The organism is Paracoccus tibetensis (assembly GCF_900102505.1).
GTDB classification, from domain to species: domain Bacteria; phylum Pseudomonadota; class Alphaproteobacteria; order Rhodobacterales; family Rhodobacteraceae; genus Paracoccus; species Paracoccus tibetensis.
This window is the reverse complement of sequence record NZ_FMVT01000004.1, coordinates 119,666-135,398: the sequence shown is the minus strand read 5'-3', so window position 1 is coordinate 135,398 and position 15,733 is coordinate 119,666. Positions and strand designations below refer to the sequence as shown.

12 protein-coding genes are annotated in these 15,733 nt (G+C 69.3%); 8 read left to right on the top strand and 4 right to left on the bottom strand.

Annotated features, from left to right (window positions below):
* Positions 1-90 precede the first annotated feature (90 nt).
* From preA to BLP73_RS06880, 3 genes are read right to left on the bottom strand one after another with little or no spacing between them, the layout of a single operon-like run.
* Positions 91-1,392: an NAD-dependent dihydropyrimidine dehydrogenase subunit PreA gene (gene preA / locus BLP73_RS06890; RefSeq protein WP_090741703.1), complete on the bottom strand. Its 1,302-nt coding sequence runs from the start codon at positions 1,390-1,392 to the stop codon at positions 91-93.
* Positions 1,393-1,402: 10 nt separating this feature from the next.
* Positions 1,403-2,644 (bottom strand): glycosyltransferase, encoded by a 1,242-nt coding sequence (locus BLP73_RS06885; RefSeq protein ID WP_090741701.1) that lies wholly within the window; start codon positions 2,642-2,644, stop codon positions 1,403-1,405.
* Entirely contained in the window at positions 2,631-3,971 is a 1,341-nt protein-coding gene (locus tag BLP73_RS06880; RefSeq protein ID WP_090741699.1) for an NAD(P)-dependent oxidoreductase, read from the bottom strand. The genes BLP73_RS06885 and BLP73_RS06880 overlap by 14 nt, the downstream gene beginning before the upstream one ends.
* 279 nt (positions 3,972-4,250) lie before the next feature.
* On the opposite strand from BLP73_RS06880, the gene BLP73_RS06875 reads away from it, so the two are divergent.
* Genes BLP73_RS06875 through BLP73_RS06860 form a run of 4 tightly spaced genes read left to right on the top strand, consistent with a single transcriptional unit; the run spans position 4,251 to position 8,157 of the window.
* Positions 4,251-5,372 carry an extracellular solute-binding protein gene (locus BLP73_RS06875; RefSeq protein ID WP_090741697.1) on the top strand — a complete coding sequence of 374 codons (1,122 nt, stop codon included), beginning with the start codon at positions 4,251-4,253 and terminating at the stop codon, positions 5,370-5,372.
* A 46-nt stretch (positions 5,373-5,418) separates the two neighbouring features.
* Positions 5,419-6,483, top strand: a complete 1,065-nt coding sequence (locus BLP73_RS06870) for an ABC transporter ATP-binding protein (protein ID WP_090741695.1) — start codon at positions 5,419-5,421, stop codon at positions 6,481-6,483.
* On the top strand, positions 6,476-7,357 hold the full coding sequence (locus BLP73_RS06865; RefSeq protein WP_090741693.1) for an ABC transporter permease: 882 nt from the start codon (positions 6,476-6,478) through the stop codon (positions 7,355-7,357). Before BLP73_RS06870 ends, BLP73_RS06865 begins: the two co-directional genes overlap by 8 nt.
* Positions 7,354-8,157 carry an ABC transporter permease gene (locus BLP73_RS06860; protein ID WP_090741691.1) on the top strand — a complete coding sequence of 268 codons (804 nt, stop codon included), beginning with the start codon at positions 7,354-7,356 and terminating at the stop codon, positions 8,155-8,157. The genes BLP73_RS06865 and BLP73_RS06860 overlap by 4 nt, the downstream gene beginning before the upstream one ends.
* Here the strand turns inward: BLP73_RS06860 and BLP73_RS06855 are convergent.
* Positions 8,147-8,764: a nucleoside/nucleotide kinase family protein gene (locus tag BLP73_RS06855; protein ID WP_217630644.1), complete on the bottom strand. Its 618-nt coding sequence runs from the start codon at positions 8,762-8,764 to the stop codon at positions 8,147-8,149. The genes BLP73_RS06860 and BLP73_RS06855 overlap by 11 nt on opposite strands.
* A gap of 91 nt (positions 8,765-8,855) precedes the next feature.
* Between BLP73_RS06855 and BLP73_RS06850 the strand changes: the two genes are divergently transcribed.
* The 4 genes from BLP73_RS06850 (at position 8,856) to BLP73_RS06835 (ending at position 15,506) form a co-directional block, all read left to right on the top strand.
* Positions 8,856-10,697 carry a sensor histidine kinase gene (locus BLP73_RS06850; protein ID WP_217630643.1) on the top strand — a complete coding sequence of 614 codons (1,842 nt, stop codon included), beginning with the start codon at positions 8,856-8,858 and terminating at the stop codon, positions 10,695-10,697.
* On the top strand, positions 10,694-12,043 hold the full coding sequence (locus tag BLP73_RS06845; RefSeq protein WP_090741689.1) for a sigma-54-dependent transcriptional regulator: 1,350 nt from the start codon (positions 10,694-10,696) through the stop codon (positions 12,041-12,043). The genes BLP73_RS06850 and BLP73_RS06845 overlap by 4 nt, the downstream gene beginning before the upstream one ends.
* 180 nt (positions 12,044-12,223) lie before the next feature.
* Positions 12,224-13,198: a TAXI family TRAP transporter solute-binding subunit gene (locus BLP73_RS06840; protein WP_090741687.1), complete on the top strand. Its 975-nt coding sequence runs from the start codon at positions 12,224-12,226 to the stop codon at positions 13,196-13,198.
* Positions 13,199-13,325: 127 nt separating this feature from the next.
* Positions 13,326-15,506: a TRAP transporter permease gene (locus BLP73_RS06835; RefSeq protein WP_090741685.1), complete on the top strand. Its 2,181-nt coding sequence runs from the start codon at positions 13,326-13,328 to the stop codon at positions 15,504-15,506.
* Positions 15,507-15,733: the final 227 nt, after the last annotated feature.

Below are 15,733 nucleotides of genomic sequence, written 5' to 3'. Positions count from 1 at the left end.
GAGCGATCGCTTTACATTCTCCGTTGCGGAAATACCCCGCGGGGGGTCCGGGGGGCGCGAAGCCCCCCGGCCATCGCGGGACGCAAGAGCCTACTCCGCCGCCTGCGCCGCCATCGGGTTGTTCGGATGGCTCGTCCAGTTCGCATATTCCCGACGCGGCTCGCCGGTGCGCTTGTCGATCTCGCCGATCTCCAGCTCGCGCATGGTGATGCAGTTCTCGACCGGGCAGACGTCGAGGCAGAGATTGCAGGCGACGCATTCCTCCTCGATCACCTCGAAGACTCGGCCGGGGTTCATCGCGATGGCCTGGTGCGAAGTGTCCTCGCAGGCCGCATAGCAGCGCCCGCAGCTGATGCAGAGATCCTGGTCGATCACCGCCTTGGTGATGTAGTTCAGGTTCAGGTGCTGCCAGTCGGTGACGTTGGGCACCGCGCGGCCGATCAGGTCGTCCAGCTGCATCTGGTGGCTGTCGAGATAGTCCGCCAGGCCCGAGATCATCTCCTGCACGATCTTGAAGCCGTAGGTCATCGCCGCCGTGCAGACCTGCACGTTGCCGGCGCCAAGCGCCATGAACTCGGCCGCGTCGCGCCAGGTGGTGACGCCGCCGATGCCGCTGATCGGGATGCCCCGGGTCTCGGCGGACCGGGCGATTTCGGCCACCATGTTCAGCGCGATTGGCTTGACCGCCGGGCCGCAATAGCCGCCATGGCTGCCCTTGCCGTCGATGGTGGGCTGGGGCGCGAAGAGGTCGAGGTCGACCGAGGTGATCGAGTTGATCGTGTTGATCAGGCTCACCGCGTCCGCCCCGCCGCGCTTGGCGGCTTCGGCGGGCTTCCTGACATCGGTGATGTTCGGCGTCAGCTTCACGATGCAGGGCATGCGCGAGTGCTTCTTCACCCACCGCGTCACCATCTCGATATATTCCGGCACCTGGCCCACGGCCGAGCCCATGCCGCGCTCGGCCATGCCGTGGGGGCAGCCGAAGTTCAGCTCGACCCCGTCGGCGCCCGTGTCCTCGATGCGGTGCAGAATCGCCTTCCAGCTCTCCTCGTCGCAGGGGACCATCAGGCTGATGATCAGCGCCCGGTCCGGGTAGTCGCGCTTGACCGACTTGATCTCGCGCAGGTTCACCTCCAGCGGGCGGTCGGTGATCAGCTCGATGTTGTTGATGCCGAGGACGCGGCGGTCGGCGCCGTGGATCACGCCGTAGCGCGGGCCGTTGACGTTCACGACCGGCGGACCCTCGGAGCCGAGGGTCTTCCAGACGACCCCGCCCCAGCCCGCCTCGTAGGCGCGGCGGACGTTGTATTCCTTGTCCGTTGGCGGGGCCGAGGCCAGCCAGAACGGGTTCGGAGACTTGATGCCGATGAAGTTGCTGCGAAGATCTGCCATGTCACCCTCTCTAGCTGCGCGGTTCGCGTTGCTGGTCCAGTTGATGTCGAATAATGGTGCTGCGGTGGCGGAAGACGGCGTCCCGCGTCAAGTGGCGCGCCGACCGGCCCGCCCGGCCGACAAGCTGCGACAGTCGGTCCCGGTCCGCGTCCAGCGCCGCCACGGCCTGGGCAAGGGCGCCGACATCGCCCCGCGGGACCAGGATGCCGGCATCCTTCTCGGCCACCAGCTCGGCGGAATAGGGGTCGCGGTAGCCGATAAGCGGCGTGCCGGAATGGAGGCTCTCGATCAGGTTGCGGGGCGACTCGTCCGACTTGTGGCAGAAGAGCAGCAGATGCGCCGCGCGATAGGCGTCGCGGACGCGCTGCGGGTCCGCGACGAAGCCATCGAAGGTCAGGTCCGTTTCGTCGAGCCCGCCCTCCTGCGCGGCGGCCTTCATCTGCGCCAGCATCTCGCCGTCGCCAAGCCAGCGCGCGTGGAACGCGATGCCGCGCCGCTTCAGCTGGATCAGCGCCGCGATCCAGTCCTCCGGTCCCTTCATCGGGGCCGCCCGGCCGCAATAGAGGATCTGCAGCGGGCCGGTCGCCACGGCGGCCTGCTTCTCGGCCAGCGCCGCTTCGTCGATGAAGTCGGCGTCGGTGAAGTGGATGTCCTCGACCTGATGCGGGTTCTTCGCGATGGGCTGGAAGTGGCGGAAGACGCTGGCGCCGTGCAGCAGGCTGAGCTGCGCGTGGCGCACGGCCCGGTTCTCGTGGAAGACGAAGATGGCGCGGCGCAGCCTGGCCTTCAGGCCCAGCTTCTCGGGTCCGCCCGCCTCGGCCACGGCCACCTGCGACTCCACCCGGTCAAACCAGACCCCGTGGCTGAGCCCGTTCGCCCGCGCGGTCGAGGCCGCGATCTCGCCCGGATCGCCCAGCCAGCCGCCATAGGCGAAGGTCCGGTAGCGGTGGGTCCGCATCAGCTGCAGCAGCTGGCGCGCGACGCTGCGGCGCTGGCGCAGCAGGATGCGCGGCCGGTAGGTGTCGGGCAGGGGCACCAGCGCGATGCCGTCTGCGGGTCCGCCCTCTGGCCACGGCTCCCAGCCTTGCGGCGCGGGCGCGTCGTGGCAGATCGAGAAGGCGGTCACGCGGCCGAAATTCGCGCGCCAGGCGGCAAGGCCGAGGATGGTCTGCCGCTCGACATGAAGCTGCCCGTCATGCCGGAAAAAGGGGGCGCTGATCCCGACCAGCAGCCCGTCGTCATGTTCTTGCACCCAGATACTCCACGATGTCCTCGGCCGCGTCCCGGCCTTCCGCCACGGCGGTCACGGTAAGGTCATCGCCCCCCAGAGCGCAATCGCCGCCGGCCCAGACACCGGGAATCGAGCTGCGTCCCACCGCGTCCACGTCGATCTTGCCGCCGGTCAGGCGCAGCTCGTCCGGCGTGCCGTCAAGGCGCTGACCGATGGCGCGGAAGACCTGGTCGGCGGGCAGGCGGAAGCGCTGATCGGTCACCACCAGCGCGCCGCTGCTGTCGTCGGTATAGGCGCATTCGATCTGCGCGACGGTGCCGTTGCCATGCAGCGCCACCGGCACGGCGTTGCAGATGATCCGGACGCCCGAGGCGGTCGCGTGCTCCTGCTCGTGCCGGCTGGCGGCCATGCGTTCCTGCCCGCGGCGGTAGAGGATGGTCACGTTCTCGGCGCCCAGAAGCCGGGCCTGCACCGCCGCGTCCACCGCCGTCATGCCGCCGCCGATCACCACCACGTCGCGGCCGACGGGCAGGGCGGTCAGATCGCTCGCCTGCCGAAGGTCGCGGATGAAGTCGACCGCGTCCAGCACATGCATCCGCTCCTCGCCCGGCGCGCCGAGCGCGTTGACGCCGGAGAGGCCCATGCCCAGGAAGACCGCGTCATAATCCGCCCGCAGCTCCTCCAGCGTGATCTCGGCGCCGAGGCGATGACCGTGCCGCAGCTCGATCCCGCCGATCTTCAGGAGCCACTCGACCTCGGCCTGCGCGAAGCCGTCCACCGCCTTGTAGCTGGCGATGCCGTATTCGTTCAGCCCGCCCGGCTTCGGCCTCGCCTCGAAGACGGTGACGTCGATCCCCTTCATCGCCAGCCGGTGCGCGCAGGCCAGGCCCGCCGGACCCGCGCCGACGACCGCCACGCGATGCCCGGTGGGCGCCGCGCGCGTGAAGGGATGGGCGCCCTTCGCCATCAGGTGGTCGGTGGCGTAGCGCTGCAGGGCGCCGATCTCGACCGGTCGGCCCTCGGCGGCCTCGCGGACGCAGGCGCCCTCGCAGAGGTTCTCGGTCGGACAGACGCGAGCGCACATGCCGCCGAAGATGTTCGCGCCGAGGATCGTCATCGCGGCCGCGTCGGGCGTACCGGTGCCGATCTGGCGGATGAAGAGCGGGATGTCGATGCCGGTGGGGCAGGCCGTGATGCAGGGCGCGTCATGGCAGAAATAGCAGCGGTCGGCGGCCACCTGCGCCTCGTGCCGGTCCAAGGGCGGCGCGACATCGGTGAAGTTCGCGGCCAGCGCATCGGGCGTCAGCCGCCCCGGCACGACGCCGGGCGACAGTCTGGCTTGGGACATTTGCGTCTCCTGGCTTTTCCCTGTTGGTAGAATCAGGCTCTCACAGGTCCGAAATTTTATCAAATGGTAAAATAAGCGCCGGCCCGCGCTGCCCAAAATTTCCGCACGGCGGGTGCCACGGCGTCCCGCTCTCTCGCGCAAGTTGTTGCGGCAACTTGTTCTTTGCAGATTGTGACAGCGCGGTTAGCATCCCCGGCATGACCAAAGGGCGCTGTCACGGAACCGTCTTGCCCTGCGGCTAGAGGTGGCGATCATCTTGATCAACAGGAGGAAGTTTCCATGAACCGGATCAACAGGCGCGGATTGCTGCGGGGCGCTGCGGCCACCGCGGGCGTGACTCTGGCTTCGCCCTATCTGGCGCGCCGCGCGATGGCGCAGGGCGCGGGGCAGGTCAACATCTTCGCATGGGAGGGCTATCTGACGGAGGAGATCCTGACCGCGTTCCGCGAAGCCACCGGGATCACCCCGAACTTCACCGGATACGGCACGAACGACGAGCTGCTGAACCAGCTGCGCGCCAACAACGGTGCCGGCTTCGACCTGATCTGGCCGACCGTGGACCGCGTGCCGAACTACGTCGAGTTCGGCCTGGTGCAGCCCATCGACGAATCGCGCATCGAGGTGGACCGCGTCCTGCCGAGCGCGTGGGAGAACTCGACCAATCTCGGCGCCGTGGTGGACGGACAGCGCTTCCAGGTCCCGACCGATTGGGGCACCGAGGCCATCGCCTATGACACCGAGCAGATGCCGCTGGAATACGGCACCGCCTCCTATGGCGACATCTGGAACAACGAGAACGCGCAGGCGACCGTGCGCGGCCATTCCTCGCTGATCGGGCTGGGCCTGTGGCTGGAAGCCGAGGGCCGTCTGCCGCGCCCTCTGCTGGACGCCTTCACCGACGAGCAGGCGCAGGTCGAGATCTTCGACGTGATCCTGGCCGAGGCGATCGAGCGCAAGGGCCGCATCATCCAGTTCTGGACCAACGAGAACGAGGCGCAGGGCGCCTTCCGCGTCAACGGCGCGAACATCGGCCAGACCTGGGACTCGACCGCCGCCGCGCTGGCGCGCGAGGGGCTGCCGGTCGGCTTCATCGCCCCGCGCGAGGGTGCGCTGGCCTGGATGGAGGGCCTGTCGATCCCGTCGGGCGCCGCGAACGTGGACGAGGCCTACGAGTTCATCAACTGGTTCCTCACCCCGGAAGCCGGCGCGATGTACACCAACGCCACCTCGATCAACTCGACCGCCGTCGGCTCGGACCAGCTGATCTCGGACGAGGCGCGGGCGTTCTTCGCCGCCGCCTATCCCGGGGATGCGCTCGAGAAGCTGTGGTGGTGGCCGATCCAGGAAAACTGGTACGTCACCCGCCGCAACGAGTATCAGGACCGCTTCCTGTCGGCCTGATCTTTCCGGGGGCGGCCTTCACGCCGCCCCCCATCAAGGAGGTTCCATGTCCCATTCCGTCGAGCTGGCCGGCATCGGCATGACCTTCGGCACGACTCGCGCCGTCAGCGATGTCACGTTCAAGGTCCGGGAGGGCGAGTTCTTCTCGATCCTCGGGCCATCCGGTTGCGGCAAGACGACGATCCTGCGGATGATCGCGGGCTTCATCGAGCCGACCGAGGGCCGGGTGCTGATCGGCGGGCGCGACATGAAGGGCCTCGGTCCGAACCAGCGGCCGACCGCGATGATCTTCCAGTCGCTGGCCCTGTTTCCGCTGATGACGGTCTGGGAGAACATCGCCTTCGGCCTCGAGGCCCGCGGCGTCGGCAAGGCGGAACGCCGTGCCAAGGCCGAGGAGCTGCTGCGCCTGATCGCGCTGGAAGGCTATGGCAACCGGATGCCGGGCGAGCTATCGGGCGGCCAGCGCCAGCGCGTCGCCATCGCCCGCGCCCTGGCGGTCGAGCCGGGGGTGCTGCTGCTCGATGAGCCGCTGTCCGCGCTTGACCTGAAGCTGCGCCAGCACATGCGGGCCGAGCTGCGCGCGCTGCAAAAGCGCACCGGCGTCACCTTCATCTACATCACCCACGACCAGTCCGAGGCGCTGGCCATGTCCGACCGCGTCGCCGTGATGTCGGCGGGCCTGCTGCAACAGGTCGCCACCCCGCGGGAGCTGTACGACAACCCCGCCACGCCCTTCGTGGCCCGCTTCGTGGGCGAGACGAACGCGCTGGCCGGCCGCATCACCGAAGTCGCGGGCGGGCAGGCGCGGATCGAGACGGCGCTCGGCGCGCTGACCGGCCGCGCGGGGCAGGGGGCCGCCGCGGGGCAGGCGGGCACGATCTACATCCGCCCCGAGGCGCTGATGCCCGGCGGCGCGACCAACAGCCTGACCGCCAAGGTCGAGCGTGTGGATTTCGAGGGCGCCTTCGCCCTCGTCCACGGCGCCTTTGCGGACGGGGCGGCGCTGGCGGCCTCTGTCCCCTCGACGCGGCTTGGCGATGCGCCCGCGCCCGGGGCCGAGGCGCGCTTCGGCTTTCAGCCCGAACATGCGGTGGTGCTGGGAGATGGGTGATCTCTACCGCCGCTTCGGACCGGGCCTCTCGACGATCTTCGTCGCGCTGGTGCTGGTCTGGCTGGCCGGCATGGTGCTGGCGCCGAACCTGATGATGATCGACTATGCGCTGCGCCCGAACCTGCCGCCCGCGGCGATCGGCGGGCCGACCGACACCTATTCGCTGGCGAACATCGCCTATCTCGCCGGCGAGGCGACGCATCGGACGATCTTCCTCAAGACCATCTGGGCCAGCGCCCTGGTCGCGCTGACGACCTTCCTCGTCTGCTATCCGATCGCCTTCTGGATGGCGCAGCGGGCGACGGTGGGCCAGCTCTCGGTCGTCCTGCTGCTGATCATCATTCCCTTCTTCATCAACGAGGTGCTGCGGACCCTCGCCTGGTTCATCATCCTGGCCTATCGCGGCCCGCTGAACGCGGTGCTGATGAACCTCGGGATCATCGAGGCGCCGATCCGCTGGCAGGGCGACGGCGGCGTGCTGGCCGCGATGGTCTATGCCTATATCCTGTTCATGCTGCTGCCGATCTACAACGCCATCGAGAGCCTCGAGAAGGCGCAGATCGAGGCCGCGCGCGACCTCGGCGCCTCGCCCTGGCGCATCCATACCCGCGTGGTCATCCCCCATGCCAAGGCCGGCATCGCGACGGGCTTCGTCTTCACCTTCATGCTGGCTGCCGGCAGCTATGTCGCGCCGGCGCTGCTGGGCGCGCCCGGCAGCCGCTGGTTCACCGAGATCATCTACAACTGGTTCTTCGAGGGCGGCGACTGGAATCGGGGGGCGGCATATGCGCTGGTGCTGCTGGTCCTCTGCCTCGCCGTCGTGCTGGTCACGCTGAAGATCGCCCGCGTCAACCTGGCGGATGTCGCCAAATGAGCGGTTCCGAGCGGATCTTCAACGCCCTCTTCTGGCTCTATCTCGTGGCCTTCGGGCTCTACCTCTTCGCGCCGCTCATCATCATGGGCGCCGCCGCCTTCAACGAGAGCCGCTTTCCGACCGTGATCCCTTGGCAGGGCACGACGACCGACTGGTTCGCGGCCATGTGGGCGGACCGGACGATGTGGCAGTCGCTCTGGACCTCGCTGATCGTGGCGGTCTGCGTGGTGGTGGTGGCGGTGCCCATCGGGACGGCGGCGGCCTTGGTGCTGACCTCGCTGCACGCGCGCGCCAAGGGCTTCGCATACGCGCTGATGGTCTCGCCGCTGCTGACGCCGGGGGTGGTCATCGGCATCTCGACGCTGATCCTCTGGCGGCAGCTGGGGATCGGCGGGGGCATCTTCCTGATCGTGCTGGCGCAGTCCACCTTCATCATCTGCTACGTCATGCTGATGGTGATGGCGCGCCTGCAACGCTTCGACCGCACGCAGGAGGAGGCGGCCCTGGGCCTCGGCGCCTCGAAGGTGATGGTGTTCCGCCGCGTGACGCTGCCCTTCCTGCGCCCCGCGCTGCTGGCGGCAAGCGGCCTTGCAGTGCTGCAATCGGTCGAGAACTACAACACGACGCTCTTCGTGCGCGGCTTCGAGACGCCGCTGACCGTGTTCATCGCGACCAAGGTCCGCACCGGCCTGACCCCGGCGGTCAACGCGCTGGCGCTGATCATCATCGCCGCCACGGTCGTCGGCGCCATCGCCTTCGAGATCGCGCGGCGCCGCCGGGCCGGTCGCCCTAGCCCGTAGGCAGGATCAGGTCGGCCGGCCGGCTCGCCTCCAGCACGAGGCGCATGTTCGGCAGGTCGTTCCCGTCCAGCTTGACGCGCAGCGTGCCGGGATCATACCCCGCCCACCGGCCCTGAAGCCGTGCGAGCAGCACAGGCTCTGGCGCCTCCAGCATGACCGTCAGCGCGAAGTGCCGCGCCAGGTCGCGCCAGCCGGGGCGGTCGAGCAGCAGGTAGTTGCCCTCGACCAGGATGAGCCGCGTCTGCGCAGTGATCTCGGCGGCAGCACCCCGGCTCGTCTCGATGCTTCGGTCGAAGACCGGCACCAGGACGTCGCGCCCGTCATCGGCTGACAGCCGGTCCAGCATCACCGAAAGCCCGTCCAGATCGAACGATTCGGGCGCGCCCTTCCGCGCCAGCATCCCCCGCTGGTGCAGCAACCGGTCGTCGAGATGAAACCCGTCCATCTGCAAGAGCCCCGCCTGTGGCAGCTGCTTCTGCAGGATGTCGCAGATATGGCTCTTGCCCGCCGCCGGGGGACCGGCCAGCGCCACCAGCCGCCGCTGCGGCCCCTCGGTCAGCGGCCGCAGCCGCGCGATCAGCTCTGACGGTCCGACACGTTCGCTCATGCGCATCTTGTTCCACGGCCCCGCATGGCTGACAAGGCCGCTTGCCGCGCCTGTCCGGGCGGGGGAAGATGCGCCGGGCAGGAGGGGCGACGTGAGACGGCTTCAGCGCGGGACATGGCGAAAGCGGCGGGCGGCGGCGCTTCTGGCGCTGGCGCTCGGCATCGCCGTCGTGCTGACGCTCGGCACCGGCTGGCTGCCCGCACGCTCGATCGCGGCGACGGTGCCGCAGGGCGAGAACGTGCTGCGCCTCGCCATCTCGGGGTTGCGCGGGGAGCTTGCCCGCTACGAGCGCCTGCCCGAGCTCATGGCGACCGAGCAGCTTCTGGCGGATGCGCTGGACCCCGAGGCGCCGGGCGCGACCATCGCCGGGGCCAACCTCTACCTGCGCCATGTCAACGCGATGATGGGCCTGTCGGACAGCTACATCATGCGGCTCGACGGGATGACAGTCGCGGCCAGCAATTTCGACCAGCCCCTCAGCTTCATCGGCCAGCGCTTCGACTACCGGCCCTATTTCAGCGATGCGGTGGCGGGCGGGCAGGGGCGGTTCTTCGCGCTCGGAACCACCTCGGCCAAGCGCGGCTACTATTTCGGCGCGCCGGTGCGGAACCGGGGCCGGATCGTGGGCGCGCTGGCGCTGAAGGTCGATGTGGACGCGATTGAGGACAGCTGGCGCGCCGCGGAATACGAGATCATCGTGACGGATGACGAGGGGATCGTCTTCCTCGCCAGCCGCCGCGACTGGCAGTTCCGCGCGCTGGCGCCGCTGTCGGACGAGGCCCGCGCCCGCGTCGCCGCCACCCGCCGCTATGATGCCGCCCCGCTCGAGCCGCTGCCGCTGGAGCGGGTGGGCCAGGTGGGCGCGCATCGGCTGATGCAGCTGGACCTGCCCGAGGGCCGGCGCGAATTCGTGGTCGTCGCCGAGGCGATGCCCGAGGCCGGCTGGACGGTGCAGGTGCTTCTGGACACCGCGCCCGCCCGTCGCCAGGCCGTGATCGCGGTGGTGCTGGCCCTGCTGGCGCTGGCCCTCGGCGCGGCGGGTGTCGCGGCCGTGGCGCAGCGCCGCGCCCGCCTGCGCGAGCGGCTGCAGATGCAGCAGGAGGCGCAGAGCCAGCTGGAGGGGCGCGTGGCCGAACGCACGGCCGAGCTGGCGGCGCTGAACACCCGCCTCGAGGCCGAGGTCGCCGAGCGCCGCGCCACCGAGGCCGAACTGCGCCGCACGCAGCGCCACCTGGTGCAGTCGGCGAAGCTGGCCGCGCTCGGCCAGATGTCGGCGGCCCTCTCGCACGAGCTGAACCAGCCGCTTGGCGCGGTGCGCAACTTTGCGGCCAATGCGCTGACCTATCTGCAGCGGGGACGGCAGGCCGAGGCGAGCGAGAACATCACCCGCATCCTCGGCCTTGCCGACCGGATGACCGAAATCGGCCGCACCCTGCGCAACTTCGCGCGCAAGCCGAACGCGCAGCTCTCGGACGTGGACCTGCACGAGGTCGTCCGCGACGCGATGGAGGTGATCGCCTGGCGGCTCGGGGACCGGCCCGTGCGAATCGAGACCGACCTGCCGCCCGGCCCGCTCATGGTCCGCGCGGGGCCGGTGCGCTTCCAGCAGGTGATCGTGAACCTCATCTCGAACGCGCTCGACGCGCTGGAGGGGCGCGAGGACGGGCTGATCCGCCTGGCGGTGCGCAAGACGCCCGAGCGCATCGTCCTGCGGGTCAGCGACAACGGCCCCGGCGTGCCGGCGGGGCTGGAGGAGCGGATCTTCGACCCCTTCTTCTCGACCAAGGGGGTGGGCAGCGGGCTGGGGCTGGGCCTCTCGATCTCGTTTAACATCATCAAGGACTTCGGCGGGGAACTTCGCGTGATGAATGACGGCGGCGCGGTGTTCGAGGTGGAGCTGGCGCGCCCGTCGGCGCAGCAGGAAGTGGCATGAAGGGGCGCGTCCTTCTGGTCGATGACGACGCGGCGATGCGGCTTTCGACGGCCCAGGCCCTGGATCTCGAGGGTTTCGAGGTCGAGGAACTGCCCGATGCGCAAGCCGCGCTGGACCGGGTCGGCTTCGGCTTCGAGGGGGTCGTCATCTCGGACATCCGCATGCCCGGCATGGACGGGCTGACGCTGATGAACCGCATCCGCGACATCGACCCCGAGATCCCGGTGATCCTGATCACCGGCCATGGCGACGTGCAGCTGGCCGTGCGCTCGATGCGCGAGGGGGCGCATGACTTTGTCGAAAAGCCCTTCGACGCCCAGCAGCTGGTCAAGATCGTCTCGCGCGCGCTGGCCTATCGCGGCGTCGTGCTGGAGAACCGCGTGCTGCGCGCCGCGGCGGGGCAGGCGGACGATCTGGAGACGCGGCTCGTGGGCCGCTCGACCGCGATGATCGACCTGCGCCGGCGGCTGCGCACCATCGGGCCGACCGATGCCGACGTGCTGATCGTGGGCGAGACCGGCACCGGCAAGGAGGTCGTCGCCCGCGCCCTGCATGACCTGTCGCCGCGCGCGCGCCGCCCCTTCATCGCCATCGACTGCGCCGCCCTGCCGGGGGCGCTGATCGAATCCGAGCTGTTCGGTCACGAGGCCGGCGCCTTTCCCGGTGCCCTCCGGGCGCGTTACGGCAAATTCGAACATGCCAAGGGCGGCACGGTGCTGCTGGACGAGATCGGCTCGATGCCGCTGGACCTGCAGGCCAAGCTGCTGCGGGTGGTGCAGGACCGGGTCATCACGCCGCTCGGCTCGAACGAGGACCGGGTGCTGGACGTGCGCTTCATCGCCACCTCGCGCCGCTCGCTCGAGGACGAGGCGCTGGCCGGGCGTTTCCGGGCCGACCTTCTCTATCGGCTGAACGTGGTGACGCTGCATGTCCCGCCCCTTTCCGCGCGGCGCGAGGACGTGCAGCTTCTGTTCATCAAGCTGGTGCAGGAGGCCGCGTCGCGCCACCAGCGCCCGCTCGCCCCGGTGCCGCCGCAGCTGCTGGCCGAGGTCGCCAGCCGCGACTGGCCCGGCAATGTGCGCGAGCTTCGCAACGCCGCCGACCGCCACGCCCTGGGCATCGCGTTGCAACCGGCCGAGGAGGACGCGCCCGGCCAGGCCCGCCTCGCGCAGCGGGTGGCCGCATTCGAGCGCGAGCTGATCGTCTCGACCCTTGCGGCGCATGGCGGGCGGCTGAAGCCGGTCTACGAGACGCTCGGCCTGTCGCGGAAGTCGCTCTGGGAGAAGATGCAGAAGCACCGGATCGACAAGGCGCTCTATGGCGATGGCGGAGACGAGGGCGAGTGATGGGGCCAAATCCACACATGCCTGGCCGGCCGATGTTACCGCTTCCACCCATCGCGGCGCCCGCATCCACGTTTTCCTGCGCGGCGGACGCATGCCCGCATTGCGCCGGGTGCATGACGGGCAGTAGCTGATCCCGTCCGGCCGGCCCCGCGCCGTCCGATCACCAACGGGAGGAATTCAATGCGCCTGACCACAGCCGCCATCGCGGCCGCCGCCGCCCTTGCCATCTCGCCCGCCCTCGCGCAGGAGGACCGCGCGGACTGGCCGTCCAGCCTGACCATCGGCACCGCGAGCCAGGGCGGCACCTACTTCATCTACGGCACGGGCCTTGCCGGCCTCATCTCGCAGAGCCTCAACGTGAACGCCTCGGCCGAGGTGACAGGCGGCCCCGTGCAGAACGCGACGCTGGTCGAGACGGGCGATCACCAGATCGGCCTCGTCACGATGGGCCCGGCCTACGAGGCCTGGACCGGCCAGAGCGAGCTGGCCCCGGGCGTCGAGCATGCCTCGCTGCGCGCGCTCTTCCCGATGTACCAGACCCCGTTCGAGGCGGTGGCGCTGCAATCCTCGGGCATCGCCGACGTCATGGACATGAACGGCAAGCGCGTCTCGGTCGGCCCGGCCGGCGGGACCGCCGCGACCTACTGGCCGCGCTTCTTCGAGGTGCTGGGCGTTGAAGCCAACATCAGCTACGCCGGCGCCAACGACGCCACCAGCCAGGTCAAGGACGGCCTGATCGACGCCTTCGCCTTCGCGGCGGGCGTGCCGATCTCGGCCTTTGCGCAGATCGCGGCGGAAAACCCGGTCAACATCTTCGGCTTCACCGAGGAGCAGCGCACCCAGATCCTGGAAGCGCTGCCGGAAGTGTCGGCCTTCGACGTGCCGGGCGGCATGTACCAGGGCTTCCCCGAGGGCCACGGCACCGTCGCCATGTGGAACTTCGCCATCGCCCATGCCGACATGCCCGAAAGCCTCGCCTACGAGATCACCAAGCTGGTGATGGAGAACAACGAGGCGATGATGCAGATCCACGCGACCGCCGCCGAGACCCTGCCGGAGAACGCCGACAAGAACACCTTCCTGCCCTACCACCCGGGCGCGCTGCGGTTCTTCGACGAGGCCGGCATCGAGATCCCGGACGAGCTGCGCGGCTGATCCGCACCTGATCCTGCCCCGGGGGCCGTCGCGGCCCCCGGGAAGCCTGCCTCTCCCCTTGTCCCATATCGAACGGCCCGGCGGCGGCACCCTGTCCGCGTGATCCGCGCCGACGGAGAACCCACACATGTCCGTTCAAGCTGCCTCGGCGGCGGGAGCCGGCCCGGTCATCGCGCAAGGCGTCGATGACGAGCCGCTGGCCGGCAACCAGCGCGACCCACAGGGCCGCATCGGCCTGCTGATCGCCATCCTCTGCGCCGCCTATACCGTCTTTCACCTGGTCGTCATGGTCCTCTATCCGCTGGAGACCTGGACCTACCGGATGATCCACCTCTGCGGGGGGCTGCTGATCGGCTTCCTGACCTATTCCGCCCTCAGCCAGACGACCGAGGACCCCGCGCCCGGCGCGGCGCGCCATCCCGTCGGCCTCGCGCTGACCGCCGTGGCCGTGGCCGGCATCGGCTACGGCTTCCTGATGATCGCGATTGCCTGGGGCGGATGGTGGATCGCCGGCGCCGCGCAGCCGCCGGGCTTCGCCTTTAGGACCTACGGCATCCCATTGGCCGTCGGCACCGTCGCCGCCATCCTCGCGGGCTGGTTCTTCTCGCCCCGCTCGCGCCGCCGCATCCCGCTTCTTGACGTCGCGCTCGGCTTTGCGGCGCTGGCGGTGCTGGGCTACATCCTCTTCGTCGTCGCGCCGCTGCGGATGCGGGCGGGCACGGGCATGGCGCAGCCGGGCGATCTCTGGGCCGCCGTCACGGGCGTCCTGCTGATCCTGGAGCTGGCGCGCCGCCTGACCGGCCTTGCGCTGGTGGTGATCGTGGGCGTCTTCATCGCCTACAGCTTCCTCGGGCCGTGGCTGCCGGGCTTCCTGAACCACCGCGGCTACACGCCGACGCGGTTCTTCACCTACATCTTCACCGACCAGGGCGTGCTGGGCGATCCCATCGCGGTCAGCTCGACCTACATCATCCTCTTCATCGCATTCGCGGCCTTCCTTCAGGCCTCGAAGGTCGGCGACTACTTCGTGAACTTCGCCTTTGCCTGCGCGGGCCAGGCGCGCGGAGGCCCGGCGAAGGTCGCCGTCTTCGCCTCGGGCCTGATGGGCATGATCAACGGCACCTCGGCGGGCAACGTCGTGTCCACCGGCTCGCTGACCATCCCGCTGATGAAGAAGGTCGGCTATTCGCCCAAGACCTCGGCCGCCATCGAGGCGACCGCCTCCTCGGGCGGGCAGATCCTGCCGCCGATCATGGGCGCGGGCGCCTTCATCATGGCCGAGGTGACGGGCATTCCCTATACCGACATCGTCATCGCCGCGATCATCCCGGCGCTGCTCTACTTCGTGTCGGTCTACTTCATGGTGGACCTGCAGGCGCTGAAGCTGAACATGAAGGGCCTGCCGCGCTCCGAGCTGCCGCGATTTGCCGACCTGATCAAGCAGGTCTACCTGTTCCTGCCGATCATCATCCTGATCTACACGCTCTTTGCCGGCTATTCGGTGATCCGGGCGGGGGCGATGGGCATGGCGGCGGCGGCTATGGTCAGCTGGCTGACGCCGCACAAGATGGGCCCGCGCCAGATCTTCCACGCGCTGGAACTGGGCGCGAAGATGTCGATCCAGCTGGTCGCGGTCTGCGCCGCGGCGGGCGTGATCGTCGGCGTCATCGCCCTGACCGGGGTCGGCGCGCGCTTCTCCTCGCTGCTGCTGACCATCGCCGACCAGAACCAGTATCTGGCGATGTTCTTCGCGATGTGCATCTCGATCATCCTGGGGATGGGGATGCCGACGACGGCCGCCTATGCGGTGGCGGCGGCGGTGGTTGCGCCGGGGCTGATCCAGCTGGGCGTGCCGGTGCTGGTCGCGCATTTCTTCGTCTTCTACTACGCGGTCATGTCGGCCATCACGCCGCCGGTCGCGCTGGCCGCCTATGCGGGGGCGGGGCTGTCGGGGTCGGACCCGATGAAGACCTCGGTCGAGGCCTTCAAGCTGGGCCTCGCCGCCTTCATCGTGCCCTTCATGTTCTTCGGCGCGCATGAGCTGCTGATGCAGGGCGAGACGATCGACATCATCCACGCGACGGCTTCGGCGCTTCTGGGGATGTTCCTGCTGTCGGCAGGGGTGATCGGCTACTATTTCGGCCATGCCTCCGGCCTGGTGCGGATCGTGCTGCTGGCCGCGGCGCTGTCGATGATCGCGGTCGGGTGGATCTCGGACGCAATCGGCCTGACGGCGGCGGTGGGGCTGTTCCTCTGGCAGCGCCAGATGGTGACGCCAAACGTCCTGGCCAAAGGCCGCGCCGACTGAGGGATATGCGACGCGACTGCAGGGGCGGGCCGGAAGGCCCGCCCCTTTTCCTTGCGCGGATGTCGGTCGGCCTCGTGCCGCGGCCGGTCGCCCAGAGACGGGACGGGCATCAGGCATGCGCGGGCGACGCATCCACAGCACGCGACACTCTCCGGCTGCAGCGCGACGCGTCCGTTCGCGTCGATCCTAGACAAAGAAAAAGGCGCGGCCGAGGCCGCGCCTTTGTT